General features: G+C 44.1%; 15 protein-coding genes. 7 read left to right on the top strand and 8 right to left on the bottom strand.

Features of this window, described 5'->3' with window-relative positions; genetic code table 11:
* Positions 1-1045, top strand: a 1045-nt coding sequence (gene bmt / locus E1160_RS05075; RefSeq protein WP_218048727.1) for a betaine--homocysteine S-methyltransferase, incomplete at its 5' end; no start/stop codon positions are given.
* Between the two features lie 68 nt (positions 1046-1113).
* Here bmt and E1160_RS05070 read toward each other — a convergent pair.
* Positions 1114-3126 carry a hydantoinase/oxoprolinase N-terminal domain-containing protein gene (locus tag E1160_RS05070; protein WP_155153919.1) on the bottom strand — a complete coding sequence of 671 codons (2013 nt, stop codon included), beginning with the start codon at positions 3124-3126 and terminating at the stop codon, positions 1114-1116.
* A 211-nt stretch (positions 3127-3337) separates the two neighbouring features.
* Here E1160_RS05070 and E1160_RS05065 point away from each other — a divergent pair, with 211 nt between their 5' ends.
* On the top strand, positions 3338-4486 hold the full coding sequence (locus tag E1160_RS05065; RefSeq protein ID WP_155153918.1) for a glycosyltransferase family 4 protein: 1149 nt from the start codon (positions 3338-3340) through the stop codon (positions 4484-4486).
* Between the two features lie 13 nt (positions 4487-4499).
* Here E1160_RS05065 and E1160_RS05060 read toward each other — a convergent pair whose 3' ends face one another.
* The 5 genes from E1160_RS05060 to E1160_RS05040 all read right to left on the bottom strand — a co-directional run bounded on the left by E1160_RS05060 (position 4500) and on the right by E1160_RS05040 (position 9252).
* Positions 4500-5396: a DMT family transporter gene (locus tag E1160_RS05060; RefSeq protein WP_155153917.1), complete on the bottom strand. Its 897-nt coding sequence runs from the start codon at positions 5394-5396 to the stop codon at positions 4500-4502.
* Between the two features lie 36 nt (positions 5397-5432).
* A complete protein-coding gene (locus E1160_RS05055) occupies positions 5433-6344 on the bottom strand; it encodes a DMT family transporter (protein ID WP_155153916.1) in 912 nt (303 codons plus the stop codon).
* 2 nt (positions 6345-6346) lie between these two features.
* Positions 6347-7648: a TRAP transporter large permease gene (locus E1160_RS05050; RefSeq protein ID WP_155153915.1), complete on the bottom strand. Its 1302-nt coding sequence runs from the start codon at positions 7646-7648 to the stop codon at positions 6347-6349.
* A 5-nt stretch (positions 7649-7653) separates the two neighbouring features.
* Positions 7654-8193 carry a TRAP transporter small permease gene (locus tag E1160_RS05045; RefSeq protein WP_155153914.1) on the bottom strand — a complete coding sequence of 180 codons (540 nt, stop codon included), beginning with the start codon at positions 8191-8193 and terminating at the stop codon, positions 7654-7656.
* A 93-nt stretch (positions 8194-8286) separates the two neighbouring features.
* Complete coding sequence (locus E1160_RS05040; protein ID WP_155153913.1) at positions 8287-9252, bottom strand: TRAP transporter substrate-binding protein; 966 nt, start codon at positions 9250-9252, stop codon at positions 8287-8289.
* 283 nt (positions 9253-9535) lie between these two features.
* On the opposite strand from E1160_RS05040, the gene E1160_RS05035 reads away from it, so the two are divergent.
* The 5 genes from E1160_RS05035 to E1160_RS05015 all read left to right on the top strand — a co-directional run bounded on the left by E1160_RS05035 (position 9536) and on the right by E1160_RS05015 (position 17070).
* A complete protein-coding gene (locus E1160_RS05035) occupies positions 9536-13159 on the top strand; it encodes a hydantoinase B/oxoprolinase family protein (protein ID WP_155153912.1) in 3624 nt (1207 codons plus the stop codon).
* Positions 13160-13343: 184 nt separating this feature from the next.
* On the top strand, positions 13344-15338 hold the full coding sequence (locus E1160_RS05030) for a cache domain-containing protein (protein ID WP_155153911.1): 1995 nt from the start codon (positions 13344-13346) through the stop codon (positions 15336-15338).
* 15 nt (positions 15339-15353) lie between these two features.
* Complete coding sequence (locus E1160_RS05025; RefSeq protein ID WP_155153910.1) at positions 15354-15986, top strand: LysE family translocator; 633 nt, start codon at positions 15354-15356, stop codon at positions 15984-15986.
* Positions 15987-16069: 83 nt separating this feature from the next.
* Positions 16070-16576: a winged helix DNA-binding protein gene (locus tag E1160_RS05020; RefSeq protein WP_155153909.1), complete on the top strand. Its 507-nt coding sequence runs from the start codon at positions 16070-16072 to the stop codon at positions 16574-16576.
* A gap of 71 nt (positions 16577-16647) precedes the next feature.
* A complete protein-coding gene (locus tag E1160_RS05015) occupies positions 16648-17070 on the top strand; it encodes a SufE family protein (RefSeq protein WP_155153908.1) in 423 nt (140 codons plus the stop codon).
* Positions 17071-17076: 6 nt separating this feature from the next.
* Here the strand turns inward: E1160_RS05015 and E1160_RS05010 are convergent, their stop codons facing one another.
* Both E1160_RS05010 and msrA read right to left on the bottom strand, forming a co-directional pair.
* Positions 17077-17703, bottom strand: coding sequence for a LysE family translocator (locus tag E1160_RS05010; protein WP_155153907.1), 627 nt, complete (start codon positions 17701-17703; stop codon positions 17077-17079).
* Positions 17704-17819: 116 nt separating this feature from the next.
* Positions 17820-18302, bottom strand: coding sequence for a peptide-methionine (S)-S-oxide reductase MsrA (gene msrA, locus E1160_RS05005; protein ID WP_155153906.1), 483 nt, complete (start codon positions 18300-18302; stop codon positions 17820-17822).
* Between the last annotated feature and the right edge of the window lie 266 nt (positions 18303-18568).

Genomic DNA, 18568 nt, shown 5'->3' with positions numbered 1-18568 from the left:
ATTCCAAAGGAAGCAACAGATGGGAAATCTATTTACAAAATTATTAAACGAACGTGACTATTTGATTGCGGATGGTGCCATGGGAACATCCCTATTTAAACGTGGTCTACAGACAGGTGACGCACCAGAACTTTGGAATGTGGATCATCAGGATCGTGTTGAATCTGTACATCAAGAATATGTGGATAATGGGTCTGACATCGTTTTAACCAACAGCTTTGGCTGTAACGAGTTTCGCTTGAAATTGCATAGTTCAGAAGATCGTGTATTTGAATTAAACAAAGCTGCGGCTGAACGCGCGCGTAAAGTCGCAGATGCATCCGATAGAGATGTGGTTGTTGGTGGCTCTATGGGGCCAACAGGCGAAATTCTGGAACCAGCGGGAACACTAAAATATGAAGAAGCTGTTGCTGCTTTTAAAGCACAAGCAGAAGGCTTAAAAGCTGGTGGTGTCGATGTTCTTTGGATTGAGACCATGTCCGGCCGTGAAGAATCCGCGGCCGCTGTTGAAGGTGCATCCTCGGTTGGCTTACCTGTTGTAACAACAATGACTTTTGATACAAATGGTAAAACCATGATGGGTGTATCCCCGGAAGATGCTTATGAACATCTTAGTCACTTACCAAATCAGCCAGCAGCGATTGGTGCAAATTGCGGTCTTGGTCCAACAGAAAGCGTTATCTCTCTAGCACAAATGCAAACTGTTGTGGATGAAAATGCCGTTATCGTTGCCAAAGCAAATTGTGGTATTCCGCAATATGTAAATGGTGAGTTTATTTTCTCCGGCACGCCAGAACTGATGGGTAAATATGCCCGTATGGCACGTGATTGCGGTGCGAAAATTATTGGTGGCTGCTGTGGCTCTGATGGTGAAGTGATCAAAGCGATTACAGATTCTTTGAAAGATTACACACCAGGTGAAAAACCATCAGAAGAAAAAATCATTGAAGTGCTAGGTCCGCTTTCTAATGGTCCTTCTCCGCATTCTCATGGTGGAGATGAAAATGAAGGTGGTCGACGCGGACGTAAACGCCGCCGCGGTTAATCTAAACAAATACGAAAAAAGGGATATGTGAAAACATATCCCTTTTTAGTTTTGAGGTTTATAATCAATTATCCCAAATTTGGTCGACCTATCGCTGTGGCCGTAATTTTTGCTTCGATAAAAATAGGCTTATCACTTCCGCCTGTATTCGCCTGACGAATTTCTTCTTCCATACGAATTTCAATATCACCAGCGCCTGCATTGACCGCACGTTCATGAGCAATCATGCGTGCAAGTTGTTTTGTTTTTTCTAACGTTTCTTCCAAATCGAAGGAATCTTCCTGTTCACCTGCCCCATGAATACGGAAGCGCATATCATCCGGTGCCGTAACCGTCAGTTCAGCGCGCTGTGCAACACCACCTGCAACGGCACCAACCGCATTGGATACATGGGCAAATTCAGGTTCGATATATTCAGTCGAAAGACGTTTTGCGACTTCCCCATAATAACTGCGTGCAGGCGCGCCAATACCAACGAGAGGCTCCGCCAAGGCCATACTTGGTATCATTGGAAGTAGGCGATCTTTCTCAGCCTTCATGGATTCACGAATAAGCTGTTTCGCAAGCCCTTGTCCCGCTGCAACTGTTAACCCAATACGACTATCAAGGATTGAGTCAATCAAAGCTTCCCCAGTTTGGATCACTGTTAAATCCCAAACCTTTTCAGCGAAATCCAACGCGTCTTCGGCAACCATTTGATCCGGCCGTTTTTCGGTATCGGCCCAAATAGCAGCAGCTAGTTCTGCCGCCTCTTTATTCCAACTGTCATGCAGACCTTTTAGATGAGACGCATCAGATGGTGTAAAAGCAGAAATAATAACCAAGCCACGATCGACCAAACGACGAAGGGGAGGATCAGGCACTTGGCGGCCTAAAAGTTTTTCTAAAGACATCGGCCCTTCAGAAAGTTTATCGTAAATAAACTCTTCCGTACGACTTAGGCTTTCACGTTGATCTTCGGGTAAGTCACGTAATTTGATAGCAAACTTACCGTCATATGTTTTACGCCATCCGCGTTCGAGTTGTTCTTTAAGTGTTGGAACGACAAAGTCATAATCACAGGCCAAGAGTGAAATCGGCACCACACGACGAGGGCCCGCAACCAAATTCTTTTCATCATCCAAACGAATTTCACTATCACCACCAAGGCCAACTGTGTGCACTTCAACAGCTTCAACCATCGTACGATGTCCCGCGACAACCGCCCCGTTTTTATTTAGGACAGGTAGACCATCTTTTAGAAGTGCGATATCGGTGGTTGTCCCCCCCATATCGGAAACAACCATATCCTTTTGACCAACTTGATGTTGGGCACCAACCACACTTGCAGCAGGACCAGATAGAATCGTTTCAACAGGGCGACTTAAGGCTGTATCCGCTGAGATAAGAGAACCATCCCCCTTCACCACCATTAAAGGACATTCCAGTCCGATATCTTGTTGGAAATCCTGCACAGCTTCAATCAAATGCTGTAACAATGGAATGAGACGGGCATTCAATACAGCAGTTAACGCACGACGTGGCGCGTCTAGGTTAGAACTCAGTTCATGGGCACAGGTAATTGGCAATCCAGTTTGCTCACGAATGATTTCGCGTGCCTGAATTTCATGAGCGGGATTACGCGTGGCAAAATATCCAGCAATTGCAAAGGCAGATACCTTACCTTTAATCTTATCCAAGGCTTCTTCCAAGGCAGCAACATCCAATGGGCATTTTTCATCACCACTTGCCGTATGTCCGCCTTCAATGAAGATAACAGGATCACTTCCCATCACAGTTTTAAGACCTGCGCGCTCTAAAGTGGCTGGCGGCTGGCCAATCAGTAAAAGAGCCACGGGATTACCATGATCTTCCACAATAGCGTTGGTTGCAAGCGTTGTAGAAATAGAAACCAGCTTCACATCTTCTGGCTTAATATCAACTGCCTCATTTAGAACAGCCTGTGCGGCACCATTTAAGCCGATGGAAAGATCATGTTTCGTAGTCAGAGATTTTGCTGCGTGTAACACGCCTTTTTCTTCATCAAACAACACGGCATCAGTGAATGTACCGCCTGTATCAATTCCCAGAAGAATGCCCATTTCTAAATCCTTTAAGCTTTTCTTGCCTCATCCAACGCATGTGGATGTTAATGTTTATGAGTGGCTGGATAAAACGCAAAAAGAAACTTGGCAATCCATTTTCCACATCATCGTAAAATTAGTCTGCTTTTTGGCGTTGCCTTATTGCAAAATCCCCCTATTTTAGCCTGAATACGACAGCAAACATAGTGATGTGAATTGGATTGGGTATATGAAACAAGATGACCTCCCTCTTGCAGGTAAAACTGTATTCTTTCTTGCAGCAGAAGATTGGTCTTTTTGTTCACATCGTCTACCGATGGCGCGCGCAGCCCGCGATGCTGGTGCAACTGTCATTGCCGGTGTTCGTTTCAATGGCAACGGCCATGTTGAAAAAATTGAAGCAGAAGGTTTTAAAGCTGTATCAATCCCATTTGATCGCAGTGGCATTAATCCTGTGAAAGATTGGGTAACTTTATTGGCCATCCGTAAAGCTTTCAAAGAGCACAAACCGGATCTCATCCACAATATTGCCATGAAACCTGTATTATATGGCTCACTTGCAGCCTGGTTAACAGGCGTTCCTGCGGTCGTAAATGCGATGACAGGATTAGGTTATCTCTTCATCTCTCAAAGTTTAAAAGCAAAGATTTTACGTCCAGTTGTTAAATCTTTACTGAAATGGTTAAACAATCGTGACCGCACGCGCTTACTACTTCAAAACCAAGATGACCAACGTACCTTTATTCAGGATATTGAAGTCGAAGCCTCCCATACACGTATTATCCGTGGGTCAGGCGTAGATATCAACCAGTATGATGTCACTCCAGAACCAGAAGGCCCCATTATTGCGACCTGTGTTGCCCGTATGCTGAAAGATAAAGGTATCGGTGAATTGGTAGAAGCCGCACGCCTTTTAAAGAAATATGGTACGGATATAAAAATTCGCCTAGTGGGCCCAACCGATGATAATCCGGCGAGCTTTACCCAAGTTGAACTAGACAGCTGGGCTGCAGAAGGTATCGTTGAAGTTACAGGACCAAGCACAGATATCGCCAGCGAATACGCAAAATCCCATATCGCGGTATTACCTAGCTATCGCGAAGGATTACCAAAATCATTGCTAGAAGGTGCTGCTTGTGGACGCGCTTTAATTGCTACGGACGTTCCGGGTTGTCGTGAAATTTGTGTTGATGGCAAAACAGGTATTTTGGTGCCGCTGAAATCCGTCGAACCACTGGCAGACGCCTTACAATTACTGGCCGAAAAACCAGAAATCCGACAACGAATGGCAAAAGAAGCCCGTAAGGCCGTTGAAACGCAATTTGCCGACAACATCATCCAACGGCAGATTGTTCAGTTATATGATGCCTTGATTTAACAATACTATGTTTCTAAAGCTGCTCGAGATCTTCAGCTTTTACACGCCCACGCTTCCATAAGAATAATCCACTTCCGATCACAATGATTGATCCAATGACGGTGTATATATCTGGCAACATGGAAAACATGAGCCATCCCAACGCAATGGCGAAAATAATCTGACTATACATAAAAGGAGCAAGCTTGCTCGCTTCTTCGTTTTCATGGGCGATAATGAACAGATTATGTGCCACGCCACCGATCATCCCGATAAAGATCATGCCAAGCCAAACCCATAAACCTTCCGGTGTAGTCCAGAAAAATGGCAACGCAATACTCGCGACAACAAACCCAACCATGGCTGTAAACATCATGGTGACCTCTGCATCGTCCGTGCCAGCTAGTTTTCTTGTCGATACGTTAAATAAAGACATGCAAACGGCGGACCCTACAATCATCAAACCACCGATATTCATACCGTCCAATCCGGGACGCACGATAAGTAACATCCCAAGGAAACCGACAAAGATCGCCCCAAAACTATACCATCCGACCCGTTCTCCTAATAAGGGGATAGAAATCAATACAACGAAGAGAGGTGCCATAAAGAAAATGGCAGTAGCCTCAGCCAAACCGATCAAGGTAAGTCCGGTAAAGAAAAGAGCTGTATCCGTGAATAATAGAAGACTACGTCCCGTCTGCATAAAGGGGATTTTACTTTTGAAAATCTTAAAGCCATGTCGTGGAAAAAGGATAACCAGCATCAACATGGCATGGCTTGCATAACGCGCCCAAACCACCTGAGGTACAGATAGATGTTGTCCCAAATATTTTGCAATACCTTCCTGAACGGCCAACAACGCCATTGCCACAATAATCAAGATAACGGCACGATTATTCAGACCTGTTCCCTGAACGGCTTCACTCATACCCCAACCCCTTATAGTAATTATTTTAGTATGAATTTAATTCTTCTTTTTACGAGCTTCCCGAACCATCAAATAGATGCCACTGCTGATCACAATAGCACCGCCGATAATCGTCCAATGATCCGGTAAATCTCCGAACTGTAAATAGCCCATTAACACAGACCAAATCACTTGGGTATAAATAAATGGCGCCAGCAAGCTTGCCGGGGCAAATTCATGTGCCTTGATAACCAAGAAATGTCCAATTCCGCCAAGAATACCTGCTGCGGCTAGATATCCCCAAACTTCTATACTTTGCGGCCTTTCCCATACAAATGGCATCGGCAAAGTTAAAATCACACCACCAATTAAAGCTGTATAAAAAACACTTCTGATAGAACTTTCCCCTTTTGAGGCAAGCTGTTTGGTGTAGATCATATAAAACCCGTAGAAGAAAATCCCCCCCATCAGCACCAACATGGACCAATGTGTATCTAGGCTGGTAGGGCGCACAACCAACATCACCCCGACAAATCCAATAATAATTGCTCCCCAACGATGAGGCCCAACTTTTTCCTTCAACATCGGTACCGACAACGCGGCAACGACAAGCGGAATTAAAAAACCAATAACGGTCACTTGTATCATCTGTAAATATTGGAGGGACAAGAAAGATGCCAGTGTCATCAACAGTAATAAAACACCCCGCGAAACCTGCTTCACGGGGTATTGAGTTTTTATCAAACCAAGTTTTAATTTTGGACCGAAAATCGCCGCAAAAAGCAAGAGATGTCCAACATAGCGCACCCAACTTACCTGCAACACACCAACACCTGCATTGGCTGCGGATTTCGCGCACATTTCAAGCGCAACAAGGATCGCCACACCTGCCAACATATAACCAATACCTTTTAAAGGATGGTCATGCGGCTCGTTTGTTGAATCCACAGCTTCTAGCGGTTCTTCCAAATTTAATTTCCCATATTATTTGGTAGGTAGGTCACAAGTTCTGGAAAGACCACTATTGCGCCCAACGCAATGAACATCAATAGAAAGAATGGAACAGCTGCTTTGGCGATACGTAAAATATCTTTCCCGGTAAGCCCTTGAAGAACAAACAAATTAAAGCCAACAGGTGGTGTAATTTGAGACATTTCAACAACAATCACGACAAAGATACCAAACCATAAGATATCAATACCGACCTTCTCCACCATCGGTAAAATCACTGATGTTGTAAGCACCACAACGGAAATACCATCAAGGAAACATCCAAGGATTACAAAAAACACGGTTAACGCAGCAAGCAAGGCAAAAGGTGATAGTTGCATATCCCCAATCCATTCCGCCAGAGCGCGTGGAATACCTGTAAAGCCCATAGCAACAGTTAAGAACCCAGCTCCAGCCAAAATGAAGGCAATCATACAACTGGTTTTCGTTGCGCCAATCAACCCTTCTTTAAAGCTTGTCCAATTTAAATCGCCAGATAACCAGTTGAGAAATAACGCAAGCGCGACACCCACAGCTGCGGCATCTGTTGGTGAAGCCAATCCCATATAAATAGACCCGATAACACCTGCGATCAAAATCACAACCGGGGCCAGTTTTTTCAAACCAACAATACGGTCTGTCCATGTATAGGTTTCCGCACTGGTTGGCATTTTTGATTTATTCATCATTGCCCAAATCGCCACATACCCCATAAAGAGAGCAACGAGAAGGAAACCAGGAATAACGCCTGCGACGAATAAACGTGCAATCGATTGATCTGTAGCGACCCCATAAACAATCAAAATGATCGAAGGCGGAATCAAAAGACCTAAGGTTCCAGAACCTGCTAAGGTACCCAGAGTCATTTGGTCATCATATCCACGGCGACGTAATTGCGGGATCGACATTTTACCAACGGTTGCTGCCGTCGCCGCAGAAGATCCGGAAACAGCTGCAAAGATACCACAGCCCAAAATATTCACATGTAACAAACCACCTGGTAAACGCCCAAGCCAAGGGCTTAACCCTGCAAACATATTTTCTGAAAGTTTGGATCTAAACAGAATTTCTCCCATCCAGATAAACAGCGGCAATGCGGCCAGTGCCCAACTATTGCTATGCCCCCATATGGTAGATGCCAATACAAGCCCCACAGGTGCAGACGTAAACATAATCATCCCCACAAAGCCAACAAGCAATAAGGATAACGCAACCCATAATCCGCCAGCTAATGCGGCAAGTAATACGGATAAAAGAAACAAAGAAGTAAGTAATTGTTCCATGAGACTTACTCCAATTCACCGCCATCAGGATGAGCACGCACGGCCCCCTTCAGGATTTGAATAAAACTATCAAATAAAGAAATGCTGAAAACTGCAGTACCAAGAACTAATGCAGATTGTGGTATCCAAAGTTCCACAGGTACAATCCCCGGTGACATGTCACCATATTCATACGATTCATACATCAGTGCTGCTAGATAATAACAAAGATAAGATGCCATAACTAAACCGAGCAAGACAGCAATAGCTTCAAACACACGTCTTACAGGATCGGATAACTGCATCAATATCAAACTAACGCGAATATGTGCCCCGCCTCTGAAGGTTCCAGCCAACGCAAGAAAAGAAGATGCCGCCAAGAAAAAGCCAGCGAATTCCGCATAAGACGGAATGGTATAATCACCTGCCGTTCCTGTTGTCATCTTTAAGATACTGTTAAAAATGTTGCACCCAACTTGCGCCAACACAATAACGCAAATAGCGAACAAGAAAATTGCAGCCAAGCCCAGACTAAGCCCATAAAATCGGTCTAATAGATTTCGCATAGTCCCTATCCTGTTTTAATTTTAATGACTTTATAAAAAAGCCGTTGCCCACATCTCATCAGGCAACGGCCCTTTTTAGCTCAACCTGCTATTTTAGCGATACGCTTTGATAACAGCTCGACCATCATCGCCCGCAGACTCCATCCAATCAGCAACCATTTCGTCGCCAATCGCTTGAAGTTCTTGGGTCAATTGACCAGATGGTGCGGATACGGTTACACCATTATCACGCAATGTTTGTGTTTTTGCATCAGTTTCAGCCATGGACATTTCCCAACCGCGTTTTTCCGCTGCACTTGCTGCTGCCATCACCGCGTCCTGAGTTGCCTTATCCAAACGACGGAAAGATTTTTTATTGATCACAACAATGTTTTTCGGCAACCAAGCTTGCGTGTCATAATAATTTGTTAGGAAATCCCAAGCCTTGGAAGAAACACCAGTGGATGGAGATGTAATCATAGCTTGCACACGGCCTGTCGCGAAAGCTTGTGGAATGTCTGGGCTTTCAACCTGAGTTGGCGCCATACCAACTTTTTTAGCTAATGTCTCTGTACCAGCATTATAGGCACGGAAAGACAAACCTTTCAGATCTTCAACAGTTTCCACATCTTTCTTTGTATAGAGACCTTGTGGTGGCCAAGGCACAGAAAACAGAACTTGCAGACCTTGTTTGTCAAGTAATTCTTCAACTTTTGGACGACTTGCTACCCAAAGTTTAGACGCCGCATCATAATTTGAGGCCAAGAAAGGTAATGTATCAACAGCGAATACCGCATTTTCATTACCAAGACGAGACAACAAGAACTCACCTACTGGCACCTGACCACTGCGAACCGCATTTTTAATTTCTGGATGCTTAAATAAAGAACCTGCGGAATGCACTTTAATAGTAAGATCGCCATTTGTTGCCGCAGTTACATCATCCGCAAATTGACGAATATTTTTGGTATGAAATACCGCATCGGAATAAGGAACTGGCATGTTCCATTCTTCCGCCACTGCAGAAGAAATACCCATAACGGTCGCAGCAACCGCTGCTAATAAATGTTTCGGTTTCATCGTTAACCTTCCCTGTTACATAGAGGCAGATTATCTACCTCAAAAATTTCGTTTATTAGAATATGATGGAGTATCATCCTAAATGAATTCTCTGTCAAAGTGTCTAAAACCGGCCCATGACCTTCAAAATTCAATTAAGCGATCCGCCTCGTTGAAATAATATTGACAAAATATTGATAAATTGTCAATGTAAATAAATTGAAGATATTTCCAGACACCGTATAACTAGGGAAATCACCCCATTAGGCGCGGCGCACTCCAAAGAAACAGGGACGTAAAAGTCATGACCGAACAAACAAATAAATTACAACAACAAGCGGGTTGGCAGTTTTGGATTGATCGTGGTGGCACCTTTACAGACCTTGTGGCTTACGCACCTGACGGTAGCCTTTTGACCCATAAGCTTCTAAGCGAAAACCCTGAAGCTTATAAAGATGCTGCGGTACAAGGCATCCGTGATTTCCTTGGCCTGAAAAAAGGTGACCCGATCCCCTCAGAAAAGATTGATGCTGTAAAAATGGGAACAACCGTTGCCACAAATGCACTTCTTGAACGCAAAGGTGATCGCACTTTATTAGTTATTACAGAAGGGTTTCGGGATGCCTTACGCATTGCTTATCAAGCACGTCCAAAATTGTTTGATCGCAATATTGAACTACCTGAACTCTTATACGAACGTGTTGAGGAAGTAAAAGAACGCTTAAACGCGAAAGGTGATATCGTCACCTCCCTAGAATTAGAGGACCTAAAACCTCGCCTTCAAGCCGCGCTAGATGACGGCATCAAATCCATCGCAATTGTAACCATGCATGGTTATAAATTTCCGGATCACGAAAACAAGATCGCAAATTTGGCGAAAGATTTGGGCTTCACGCAAATTTCCACATCCAACGAAACGAGCCCGCTGATTAAATTGGTGAGTCGCGGCGACACAACCGTAGTGGATGCTTATCTATCTCCTATCTTACGTCGCTATGTTGAACAGGTTGCTGATGAATTAGGGGATGTGCGCCTACAATTCATGCAATCAAATGGCGGCCTTACCGATGCAAAATTATTCCAAGGTAAAGATGCGATCCTTTCCGGCCCCGCAGGCGGTATTGTTGGGTCTGTTAGAACCTCCGAACAAGCAGGATTTGATAAAATTATAACATTTGACATGGGTGGCACATCTACAGATGTGGCCCATTACAATGGCATTTACGAACGCGCCTTTGAAACACAGGTTGCTGGTGTTCGTATGCGTGCCCCCATGATGCAGATACATACAGTTGCCGCTGGCGGTGGGTCAATTTGCCATTTTGATGGGGGACGTTATCGTGTCGGCCCCGAAAGTGCAGGTGCAAATCCCGGTCCCGCGGCTTATCGTCGTGGCGGCCCACTTACAGTAACTGACTGCAATGTCATGCTTGGCAAATTGCAGCCGGATTTTTTCCCTCCCGTCTTCGGCCCCAATCAAGATGAACCACTAGACAAAGCAATAGTCGCCCAAAAATTTACCGAAATGGCACAAGAGATTGAGAAAGCCACAGGTGATAAACGCACAGCTCATGAAGTTGCAGAAGGTTTCTTAAAAATCGCCGTTGAAAATATGGCTAATGCCATCAAGAAAATTTCTGTTCAACGCGGCTATGATGTAACTGAATATACTTTAACCAGCTTTGGCGGTGCCGGCGGACAACATGCATGCTTGGTTGCAGATGCACTTGGTATGACAAAGGTTTTATTACACCCATTTGCAGGCGTTCTTTCCGCCTTTGGTATGGGTTTAGCCGATGTACGTGCGATGCGCGAAAAATCTGTTGAACTCCCCTTATCGGAAGACAATCTCACCGCCTTATCCAAGTCTTTGGATGGTCTAGCTATTGAATGCGAAGAGGAAGTTCGCGCGCAAGATATCGCCGAAGAAAAACTTACTACATTACGTAAATTACACTTACGCTATGATGGTTCCGACAACGCTTTAGAGGTTACTTTTGCATCTATCCCTGAGATGGAAAAAGAGTTTGAGGAAGCTTATCGCGAACGCTTTGGCTTTAACATGGAAGGCAAAGCCCTTATCGCAGAAACAGCAGCAACGGAAACAATTGGTCAAAGCTATCAGACCGATCCCAGAGCTTTGGAATTAACAGAAACCAATAGCACCCCGTTAGCTGACGTAGACTGCTTTATGGCGGGTAATCATCAAAATGCTCCGGTTTTTGACCGCGATCTTTTACCAGCAGGTGCAAAAATCCAAGGCCCAGCTATCATCCGTGAAAAAACTGGAACTAATGTGATTGAGCCGGGCTGGGAAGCAGAAGTGTCCAATATCGGAGATCTGGTACTAACACGCATCATTCCACTTGCCCGCACAGAGGCAATCGGCACCAGTTGCGACCCTGTGATGCTGGAAGTCTTCAATAATCTATTTATGTCCATTGCTGAACAGATGGGCTTCCGCCTCCAAAATACAGCCTATTCTGTAAACATCAAAGAACGCTTAGACTTCTCTTGTGCGATCTTTGATGACAAGGGCCAACTTATCGCCAACGCCCCTCATATGCCCGTGCATCTCGGCTCCATGGGTGAAAGCATTCGCGCCGTTATCGATGGCAATAAAGGGAAAATTAAATCAGGTGATGTATATGTCCTTAATGCGCCTTATAATGGAGGCACTCATCTACCGGATGTAACAGTCGTAACACCTGTTTTTGATGAAGATGGCAAAGAAATTTTATTCTATGTGGGCAGTCGTGGGCATCAAGCCGACATTGGCGGTCTAACTCCGGGTTCCATGCCACCTAATTCCACTACGGTAGAAGAAGAAGGTATTCTTATTGATAATTTCAAACTTATTGATCAAGGTCGGTTCCAAGAGAAAGAGTTTGTAAACCTTCTTAGTAGTGGCAAATATCCAGCGCGTAATCCGTCTCAAAATTTAGCAGACATCCACGCACAAGTTGCCGCGAATGAAAAAGGCGTCCAAGAATTGCGTCGTATGGTGGATCATTTCGGTCTCTCAACAGTTCAGGCCTATATGAACCATGTACAGGATAATGCTGAAGAATCTGTTCGGCGCGTCATTGACGTTCTTAAGGATGGTGAATTCATCTACCCCATGGATGATGGCAGCCAGATTAAAGCAACAGTGTCCATCAACAAAGCAACCCGATCTGCAAAAGTGGATTTCACAGGTACAAGTGAACAACGCCCAACTAATTTTAACGCCCCTTCAGCGGTATGCCGTGCGGCCGTTTTGTATGTTTTCCGTACTTTGGTTGATGATGACATCCCAATGAATGAAGGATGCTTAAAGCCGATCGAACTTATTATTCCAGAGGGCTCCATGCTTAACCCAAAATACCCTGCAGCAGTCGTTGCAGGTAATGTTGAAACATCCCAAGCCGTGACTGATGCGGTTTATGGCGCCTTGGGTGTTATGGCAGGTGCCCAAGGCACCATGAACAACACCACATTCGGGAATGACCAATTCCAATATTATGAAACCGTTTGTGGCGGTGCAGGTGCAGGAAATGGTTTTGATGGTTGCGATGCAGTCCATACTCATATGACCAATTCCCGCTTAACTGATCCAGAAATTCTAGAATGGCGCTTCCCTGTACAAGTGGATAGTTTTGAAATCCGCAAAGGATCTGGCGGCAAAGGCCAATATCGCGGCGGGGATGGCACCATCCGACGCCTTAAATTCCTTGAAAAAATGGAGGTAGTCATTTTGGCAAACCGCAGAAAACATGCCCCATATGGCATGAATGGCGGCCAAGCAGGTAAGGCTGGTGAGAACTGGGTTGAACATAATGACGGACAAATCACCAAACTTGCAGCGACTGGTAAAGCCATCGTTGAAAATGGTGATATCTTTGTTCTGCACACCCCCGGTGGTGGTGGATACGGCACCCAAAAGTAAAATTTTAATAATTAAAAAATAACATTCCAAAGGTACTATAGTAATATTTCAGAAATAAGCCAAATCCCTATTGAAGATAAGGTTAAAAGGGTATAATAAATCCGATTAATGAGGCATTTAAAAGACCTCACAAAGATGGATTTGTCATATAAAACAAGTATATCATGTTGGGATTTGGCATATCATGAAACTTCTAGAGATTATTGCGCCAAAAATTTGGCAAAAGTTAGCAATCATATTATTGATACCTACACTTGGTCTAATTGTACTTTCTGGGTTTAGTATTTTAAATTTGCATTCTGCACTTTTTAATCAATCCACAACCGTTCTAAATCACGTTATAGATTCCTCACATAGTATCATTTCTTACGAATATGAACGCTTCAAGACAGGTGAAATTTCAGAAGAAGAAGCTAAACGTGAAGCTCAAGAGACGCTCCGCCAATTACGATATGATGGCAATCAATATGTTTGGATTCACGATCTAGATCATGTGATGATCATGCATCCATTTGCAGCAAAACTTGAAGGTCAAAATGTGAAAGACCTGAAAGACCCAGAAGGCATCGCCCTATTCGCCGAAATGAACAAAACAGTTTCAAATCGTGAAGGCGCAGGTTTCGTGGAATATATGTGGCCGAAACCGGGTGAAGCGGAACCGGTCAAAAAAATCTCTTATGTACGTAAATTCGAACCTTGGGGCTGGGTTGTGGGCACCGGTCTTTACACAAGTGATTTAGAAGCCCTCTTTGCAAATGTTTTAGAGGCCAAAATCATTATTGTGGCAATATCACTTACAGTAGGATTAGGACTAGTCTTACTCATTTCATTTGTGGCAGTAAAATCTATTTCTGACCCAATCAGCCGCGTCGTTGATATCATGTCTGAATTAATGCATGGGAATTTGGCCATATCCACCCCAGAAGGTCATTCTCGCAGTGAAATGGGACAAATGTATGGTGCGGTCGGACAATTCAAAGATAGTCTTGTTGCCCAAGACCACTTGCAAAAAGAACGTGAGCAGGAACGTGCTGAAGCAGAACGTAGTCGTGCAGCCTCCTTGCTATCCATGGCCAACACAATCGAAGAAGAAACCAAACAAGTCGTTGCCCAAGTCGCAGAACGATCTGAAGGCATGAAAGATGACACAGACAAAATGTATGATTCTGCCTCCAAGGTTGATGTAAATGCCCAAAGCGTTGCTGCCGCGGCAGAAGAATCCTTAAGAAGCGCCGAAACCGTCGCAGCGGCATCAGAAGAACTGTCCGCTTCTATACGTGAAATCCAACGCCAGGTTATCTCCCAAAATGAAATAGCTTCTCGTTCCGCCAATGAAGCCATTGAGGTAAGTGAGATGGTTCAACAACTTAATCGTGGTTCTCAAGAGATCGAAGAAGTTGTTAGTCTGATCATGAATATCGCGAATCAAACCAACCTGCTGGCGCTCAATGCAACTATTGAAGCTGCACGTGCAGGCGAGGCAGGTAAAGGATTTGCTGTTGTTGCCAATGAAGTCAAAAGTCTAGCCAACCAAACCGCATCCGCGACCGAAGATATCACAAAACGCATCGGACAGATGCAACATGATACAAATGCTTGCGTGAAAGCTATGTCAAACATCACTGGCACCGTGCATGAATTATCTGATACCGCCTCCACCATTGCATCTGCAATCGATCAACAAAGCAGTGCAACGCAAGAGATTTCTCATAGTGTGAATGAAAGCACACGGGCTTCACAGGAAGTTGCCGATCGCATCACCGATGTATCACATGAAGCTCATTCCTCTTCCGCTCTCGCACAAGAAGTGAATGGCGTTGCAAGTTCCGTATTAGAGGATGTGGAAAGATTACGCCGCAGCCTGATCCAGATCGTGCGCAGCACCACAAAGGATGTGGAACGCCGTAAATCAGGCCGCCGCAAAACAAATGAAGATGGCAAGCTTGAGGCTGGCAAGTTCGGCACAAGGAACGTACATTTATTTGACATTTCCGATCATGGTGCTGCTATTGAAGGTCAAGAAGATATCCCTGTAGGCACAATGGTCACCCTATCAACACCAAGCCTCTGCGGACGATCCGTTAGCGCAAAGGTTGTCTCTATCGGTGATCATTTGCTACACTTGCATTTCATGAATGATGTTGAATTAATACATTCGGTGAGCGCAGCCGCAGATTAAACAGGAGATTAAGGAATGAGTATTGAAGTTTGGTTTGCATTTGTCATCGCGTCCACTGCCTTACTACTCATTCCCGGCCCTACGATACTTCTGGTTCTCAGCTACGCCTTGAGTCAAGGACGCAAAACCGGCCTCGCCACAGCCGCAGGCGCTGCCCTAGGGGATTTAATTGCCATGACAGCATCTCTGGCAGGGTTAGGCAGTATTTTACTGACCTCTGCAAGCCTCTTCACAGCTCTAAAATGGATTGGCGCAGCATATTTAGTATATTTGGGGATAAAACTATTTCGGTCTGCTACAACAACCCAACTTGGCAATATAGAAAACCAAACAGAGACTTCCTTCTGGAAGATATTTGGACATGCAGCAGCTATCACCGCCCTAAACCCTAAATCTATCGTGTTTTTCATCGCTTTCGTTCCGCAGTTTATCAATGTAGAAACCGCCTTACTGCCTCAATTTACAATCCTCATACTTACATTTATCAGCTTGGCCTCAATCACTGTTTTAACTTATGCATTTCTTGCAGATAAACTTCGCCAAAGAATTACACGCCCATCAGTTTTCAGGTGGTTTTCTCGTCTCGGGGGAAGCGCCTTAGTTGCTATGGGAATTGCGACAGTTATATATAAGAAATCCACTTCTTAATCTCATAACTTATATATGTGATGGCTTGCTTCCGCCCATGCAGCATGTTTTTATATGCTTGAATTTTACAAGGATTTATAATCATGTCTGACCCGATTGTTTCTTCTGCTCATCTTGTTTCTGAAAAAGCAGCGGAACTTTCCGAATATGAATTTGGCCTTATTATCGCGGGACATGCTTTTTCTCGCTGGATGCAAAGATGCATGGGCGCCGCAGGACATCAAGAGCTTAGCCCACTGGAAATCCTTGTTCTTCATAGTTGTAACCATAGAGATCGTGAAAAGCGACTTTCCGACATCTGCTTCACCCTAAATGTAGAAGATACTCATACGGTCAATTACGCCCTCAAAAAACTTTTAAAAGCAGAACTCATTACACGCGAAAAGCGGGGCAAAGAACAATTCTACAAAACCTCAGACCAAGGTACTCAACTTTGCAGTGAATATCGGAAGATACGTGAAACCTGTCTTGTTGATTCATTTGATGCAATTGGCGGCTTTGATCCTGATGAAATCAAACAATTAGCAAAACATTTGCGCGCCCTATCCGGCCTATATGATCAAGCAGCTAGAGCAGCGACCAGTTTGTAATAATACCCCCCTTGTAAAAATCGGTCAGCCTCGCTATTTGAAGATCATAATTCTTGAAAAAGGGCCTCTACATGTCTGATGCAATTACCATAGAAGAACTAACCGACAATTTTGAACTTTTTGACGATTGGGATGATCGCTTCAGTTACATTATCGATCTTGGCAAAAAGATGAACCCGATGCCCGAGGAGGAAATGATCGAAGAAAATAAAGTTCGAGGCTGCATGAGCCAAGTTTGGGTTACAAGCCGATTAGAAGACAACAATACAATCATGCGCTTTAATGCAGATTCCGACGCTTTTATTGTAAAAGGTTTAATTGCAGTGCTTATGGCAATTTATGACGGAAAAAGCCCAAGCTATATCGCAGATACCGATGCTATCGCCGTACTAGCTCAAGTTGGTTTAGACCAGCATCTCAGCCCAAATCGACGCAATGGATTGGTTTCAATGGTTGAGCGTATTCGCCGTGATGCATCCGAGGCGCTCAACTAAGGGTAACTACTTTTCTTGAAAAGCCAGACGAACACCCAATGCACAATAAATACAGCCGACAACTTTTCCCTGCCAACGCATCACAAATTGATTGCGTTGCAAGAAACGGCTCATTGCGCCTGCGGAAAAAGCCACCAGTAAAGTGCTCCCCATCCCAATCAGAACAAACAGCACACCCAATGTTGTTAATTGCAAAGCCGCCGACCCATTTTCCGGCTTCACAAATTGCGGCAAAAACGCCAAGAAAAACATCGCTGTTTTAGGATTGGTAATTTCTGCAATCGCACCTTGGCGAAAAGCCTGTTTAGCCGTCACCGCCTTACCACCCGCAAGCTCGATTGTTTCGACTTTCGTAAACATAGCTTTTATACCCAAATACAAAAGATATGTAGCCCCTACGATTTTCACAATTGTAAACGCCAAGGCAGATGTTTGAATAATTGCAGATAAACCAAAGACAGCCATGGCCGTATGCACCAAATCACCCGCCGCGATACCAAAGCCTGTTGAGACACCAACCTTTGTACCACTGCGACTTGCTTGTGCCAGCGTAAAAATAACCGCAGGCCCTGGAATCAACACAAAGCCAAACAAAATTGCCACATATGTGAACAGGGTTGCTTGATCGATCATAAGCGTTACCTCTACATATCTCCTAAAAAGTTTCTGAGGCGAAATTATGCTCATACATAGATAAGATCAATAAAAAAGGCTCCCAAAGGAGCCTCAAGATCAGAACGCTTAGTTCACTAAATCCGACAGGAACTCACACCTTTCTTTTCTAAATACTGCTGATGATATTCTTCAGCTTCCCAAAAGGGTCCTGCCACAGTCACTTCCGTTACAATGTTATTGTTAAAAGCTGGCTGAAGCGCCTCTTTGGTTACTTGCGCCAATTCACGTTGTTTCTCATCGAAATAAAATACAGCACTTCTATATTGCGTACCAACATCCGGCCCCTGCCGATTCAACTGAGTAGGATCATGCAATGCAAAAAAGGCTTTTACAAGCTCCTCATAACCGATGCGCGAAGGATCAAAACGAATCAAAACAACTTCTGCATGACCTGTCTCACCAGAACATACTTCTTTATAATTGGCACCATTCACATGACCGCCACTATACCCAACTGATGTTTCCAATACACCATCCATTTGGCGAAAAGCATGTTCTACCCCCCAAAAACATCCCGCACCAAACATGGCTCTTTCGTTTTTCACGCCAATATTCATCTCATTCTTCCTTGCTTATCTATCTCTTTTATCTGTCAGATGATATAGTTGGGTGCTTCGTAAATAATTATCAAGCAAATTACGGTTACTTTTTTGTGAATTACAAAAAATATTCGCATAATGCAATTTGCAAAACGCAAATAAGACTCAAGAAAATCATCAGTTTTGCAATTTGCAACAAGCTATATAAAATTTAATACAATTTATTTATTGTTTATATTCAATTACTTATATCTTTTTGGCACGACATAATAAGTTTGGCATAG

This window comes from Curvivirga aplysinae, from assembly GCF_009711445.1.
Taxonomy (GTDB): domain Bacteria; phylum Pseudomonadota; class Alphaproteobacteria; order UBA8366; family Aestuariispiraceae; genus Curvivirga; species Curvivirga aplysinae.
The sequence above is the reverse complement of the archived record's forward strand: the minus strand, read 5'-3'. Positions and strand labels throughout refer to the sequence as shown.

Excerpts from the sequence above, each read along its gene's own strand:
- E1160_RS05045 (WP_155153914.1), bottom strand. The coding sequence starts at position 8,193 with ATGCGAAATCTATTAGACCGATTTTATGGGCTTAGTCTGGGCTTGGCT.
- E1160_RS05035 (WP_155153912.1), top strand. The coding sequence starts at position 9,536 with ATGACCGAACAAACAAATAAATTACAACAACAAGCGGGTTGGCAGTTT.
- E1160_RS05010 (WP_155153907.1), bottom strand. The coding sequence starts at position 17,703 with ATGATCGATCAAGCAACCCTGTTCACATATGTGGCAATTTTGTTTGGC.
- E1160_RS05030 (WP_155153911.1), top strand. The coding sequence starts at position 13,344 with ATGAAACTTCTAGAGATTATTGCGCCAAAAATTTGGCAAAAGTTAGCA.
- E1160_RS05070 (WP_155153919.1), bottom strand. The coding sequence starts at position 3,126 with ATGGGCATTCTTCTGGGAATTGATACAGGCGGTACATTCACTGATGCC.
- E1160_RS05050 (WP_155153915.1), bottom strand. The coding sequence starts at position 7,648 with ATGGAACAATTACTTACTTCTTTGTTTCTTTTATCCGTATTACTTGCC.
- E1160_RS05065 (WP_155153918.1), top strand. The coding sequence starts at position 3,338 with ATGAAACAAGATGACCTCCCTCTTGCAGGTAAAACTGTATTCTTTCTT.
- E1160_RS05015 (WP_155153908.1), top strand. The coding sequence starts at position 16,648 with ATGTCTGATGCAATTACCATAGAAGAACTAACCGACAATTTTGAACTT.
- msrA (WP_155153906.1), bottom strand. The coding sequence starts at position 18,302 with ATGAATATTGGCGTGAAAAACGAAAGAGCCATGTTTGGTGCGGGATGT.
- E1160_RS05020 (WP_155153909.1), top strand. The coding sequence starts at position 16,070 with ATGTCTGACCCGATTGTTTCTTCTGCTCATCTTGTTTCTGAAAAAGCA.
- E1160_RS05040 (WP_155153913.1), bottom strand. The coding sequence starts at position 9,252 with ATGAAACCGAAACATTTATTAGCAGCGGTTGCTGCGACCGTTATGGGT.
- E1160_RS05060 (WP_155153917.1), bottom strand. The coding sequence starts at position 5,396 with ATGAGTGAAGCCGTTCAGGGAACAGGTCTGAATAATCGTGCCGTTATC.
- E1160_RS05025 (WP_155153910.1), top strand. The coding sequence starts at position 15,354 with ATGAGTATTGAAGTTTGGTTTGCATTTGTCATCGCGTCCACTGCCTTA.